3 protein-coding genes and 1 pseudogene are annotated in these 3,303 nt (G+C 64.5%); 1 reads left to right on the forward strand and 3 read right to left on the reverse strand.

Going from position 1 to position 3,303, the window contains the following annotated elements; translation table 11 throughout:
* Positions 1-337: 337 nt before the first annotated feature.
* Positions 338-1,624 (reverse strand): SMI1/KNR4 family protein, encoded by a 1,287-nt coding sequence (locus ACLMAL_RS39375; RefSeq protein ID WP_412003728.1) that lies wholly within the window; start codon positions 1,622-1,624, stop codon positions 338-340.
* A 351-nt stretch (positions 1,625-1,975) separates the two neighbouring features.
* The gene (locus tag ACLMAL_RS39380; RefSeq protein WP_412003729.1) at positions 1,976-2,449 is read right to left on the reverse strand and encodes a winged helix-turn-helix transcriptional regulator; all 474 of its coding nucleotides are present in this window, start codon (positions 2,447-2,449) and stop codon (positions 1,976-1,978) included.
* Between the two features lie 79 nt (positions 2,450-2,528).
* Between ACLMAL_RS39380 and ACLMAL_RS39385 the strand changes: the two genes are divergently transcribed.
* The gene (locus ACLMAL_RS39385; RefSeq protein WP_412003730.1) at positions 2,529-2,948 is read left to right on the forward strand and encodes a tautomerase family protein; all 420 of its coding nucleotides are present in this window, start codon (positions 2,529-2,531) and stop codon (positions 2,946-2,948) included.
* Positions 2,949-3,106: 158 nt separating this feature from the next.
* On the opposite strand, the pseudogene ACLMAL_RS39390 reads toward ACLMAL_RS39385, so the two are convergent.
* Positions 3,107-3,303: pseudogene (locus ACLMAL_RS39390) on the reverse strand (hypothetical protein); the annotation flags it as partial.

The following is a 3,303-nucleotide window of genomic DNA, read 5'->3' on the forward strand; positions in this document are numbered from 1 at the left end:
CAAGCCATTACCGTTACCCACGAACGTCCTCCTACTGCGATGGGACACCAAGCCCGACAAGCGCATCAGGAGGACGTTCCCTCGTCCAGACACCCGGCGCATAGAACGTCTTTCTATGCCGCTGGGCACGCGGTTGGCGAATGTCCGCTTCTGCCGATGAGCGTGCTATCCAGCGTGGTCGCAGGTGATCTGGGGCCGGTGCGGGTGTGCGGTGAGGACTGAGTTGTCGCCGGGTGGTGCGCAACCAGTGACAGAACCGATTCGGTCTGCTCGGGATGCCGACACCACCGGCTACCGTTTCCGATGCTGCGGAATGTCGGGGCGGTTGCTCGTGGGGTCAGCGGCCACTGCGCGGTTTACTCAACAACGCGCGGCCGCGTTCCGGGGTGAGGCTGTACGCCAGAACAGGGTCGGCGAGCAGCGCGACCGGGGCGATGTGATCTGGAGTGCGGGGCTGCCAGTGCGTCATCGCGGTCTCGAGCGCCTGCCACAGTGCCGCTGAGTCGGAGTGGTGTTGCGCGAGCGCGTTTCGTACCGCGGTGTCGAATGCTTGGTTTCCGTAGGTGAGCTGGTAGCCGGGCTGCTGCACCCGTGCTCGGTGCTCGTCGATGGCACGTCCGATCTCGAGCCCGGGGTCGTTTTGTGTGATTTCGAGGAGCTGGGCAATTTCGAGCGCGGAGTACTGCGAGTGCTCATCGTCGGCGTGTTGCTGGGCGCGTTCGAGGGCTACGCGGTGTCCGGTGAGTGCGCGGTCTGCCAGGTACTGGGCATTTTCGAGCGCGGAGCCATACCAGGGTTCTTTATGTGCGTGTTGCAGGAACATGCACGGCAGGAACTCGTCGGTGAACAGCGAACCAGCGAAGAATCCGTCCGGGAAAGGCCCCGGAGGCAGCAGATCCGAAAGAATCCGGGAGGCCTCGTAGGGGGAGGAGGTGGCGAGGAACATCTGGAGCTGGACTCGGAGAACTGTGGCGCGTGGCTGGCCGAAATGTTGGGCTTTTTCCAGGGCCACCATGGCTGTGTCGGTGTCCCCGGAAAGGGCCTCGCCTCGAGCCTGTTCCACCGCCAGATCCCAGCTGTCACGGGTCTTGCCCGCCGGCTGACGTATTTGATGAAAGCCTTGGTACAGCGATTCCATGAGGGCAGTGAACGACGGATATCGCCGCGGAAATTCAGCCCAGGCAAACACGCTGTAGGCGGCCCACTCGCCGTTCTCGTCACGGTCGGCCGGGTCGAGGAACAGGACTCCGACGTCGGCGTGAAGCGAGATCAGTAGCCCGCGACTGAACGGGTTACCCGGCGCGTCGACCGGAGCCTCGGTGACCAGGTCGGCCCACGACTCCCAGGCCGGTTCGAGGTCACGCAGCCATCCCAGATTGGTGGTGTCACGCATCTTCCGCACGAATTCCCCGGCATGGCGCCATCCATCGGTGGTTAGCAGGAAGCCGCGATAGGAGGGCGGCAACCTCAGGCCGAGGCGCTGTTCGACCGCTGCGACGTCGGCCTCGGCGGCCGGAGCGTAGCCGAGCCAACGCTGCTGCACCACCTCGGGCTCCAGGTCACCGGGATCACTGGTGGTGATCCGTTCCTCGCTCCACAGCTCCAGCCACGGTCTCCAGTTCATTCCATGAACGCTACGAGTAGCCTCCGACAAGTTCGGTATGCGTGCAGGCCGAGATCGTGGTGAGCGTAGCTACTACTCCGGCCCTGCTTCGACATGTCCGCAAATGCCGCCTACCGCGCGAACAGCGAACAGCGAACAGCGAACAGCGAACAGCGAACCTTACGGCTCAGGGCGTCCCGCAATGCCGATTTTCGTGAGGATGCCGCACCTTTGTGGACAGAACCGCTCACTGAGATCGGTGCCGTCGGCCGATCGGAGGACGATTCACCACTCGGACGGGCCCATCGGCGGATAGACGCGCCCGAACGGTGAAGCGGGTCGGGGTGTCGGGCCGGCAGCGGCTGACCCCGATCATTCCAGGGCGAGCGCGATCGCTCCGATTCCCGGTTCTGCGACCACGTCGTCGCCGGTCGTCAGTCGATGTCCGTGGGTGCATTCCAGATGCAGCCGGACTTCGGCGCCGCAGTCGCGGTGGCGGTAAACGGTGGCCGCGCCGCAATCGTCGGCGCGGTAGGCGTCTCCCCATTCGTGCAGAGCGGCGAAGACTGGTAACAGCGCTCGCCCCGGCTGCGTGAGGTGGTACTCGTATCGCTCGCGCTGTCCCGGCACCCGGTAGGGCACGCGATCGATCAGGCCGTCGTCGACCAGGGAATCGAGTCGGCGGGACAGGACGGGCGGGGAGACGGCCAGGTGCTGCTGAATGTCGTGAAACCGGTGCAGGCCACGGAAGATCTCACGCAGGATCAGCAGCACCCACGGTTTCCCGACGACTTCGAGGGTGCGGCCGACGCTGCAGTTGACCGGGTCCTGCTCATGCCAGTGCATGCCACCATCCTATTTGACTTTCATTTGGAAAGTCAGCCATGATTTACCTGACTACTATTGTGAAAGTCAGGAGGCTGTCATGCCACTCGTTCGAATCTCGTTGCGCAACAACATCACTGCAGCGATGCAGCGGGCCATAGCCGACGGTGTGCATGAAGCGCTGGTGTCACAGATTGGCATCCCGCAAGATGACCGCTTCCAGATAATCGAGCCGCGTCCGGCCGATGCGTTCGTCTACGCCCCGCAGTATCTCGGAATCGAGCATCGTGACGTAGTTTTCGTGCAGATCGCGCTGGTGGGCGGTCGCTCGGCAGAGCTCAAGCAGGCGCTGTACCGGGCCATCGCCGACGAGCTGGCAGCGGTCGGGGTGCGTCGGGAGGATGTCGTGATCACCCTGATGGAGAACAGCAAGGAGGACTGGTCGATCGGTAACGGTGAGGCGCAGTTGCTGGACGTCGAACTACTCGAGCGGCACGGGGCGCTACCCGCACCACACTGATTCGGCGTCGATTGGCCGCACATCCGGAAATGCCGCATACCGCGCTGATCGAACCGGCCAACGCGCCGCAGCCGTGTTCGACGGTCGGTAGCTGGTCGCTGGGTCCGGAGAGGACCCCGCGACCAGCTACCAGCTGTGCTGCACCGACCCCGCATCCCTCAGGCGGCGTCGAGGGCCGCGGTGATCTTGCGGGCCATCGCCGCCACGGCGGGGCTGGGCTCGCCCTTGCGGGGCCCGACGGCGGCTTCGACGGCGACCAGGACGGTGTCGCGGAAGTTGTCGGCCTCGCCCGGATGCTGTGTGCTGAGCAGGCTCATGGCTGCGGTCAGGGCAGGCAGCACCTGGTCGGCGAGTT

This window comes from Nocardia sp. CWNU-33, from assembly GCF_046764895.1.
In the GTDB taxonomy this organism is placed as follows: domain Bacteria; phylum Actinomycetota; class Actinomycetes; order Mycobacteriales; family Mycobacteriaceae; genus Nocardia.

What these genes read in the sequence shown, in the direction of transcription:
- ACLMAL_RS39380 (WP_412003729.1), bottom strand. Translation starts at nt 2,449, where the DNA reads ATGCACTGGCATGAGCAGGACCCGGTCAACTGCAGCGTCGGCCGCACC.
- ACLMAL_RS39385 (WP_412003730.1), top strand. Translation starts at nt 2,529, where the DNA reads ATGCCACTCGTTCGAATCTCGTTGCGCAACAACATCACTGCAGCGATG.
- ACLMAL_RS39375 (WP_412003728.1), bottom strand. Translation starts at nt 1,624, where the DNA reads ATGAACTGGAGACCGTGGCTGGAGCTGTGGAGCGAGGAACGGATCACC.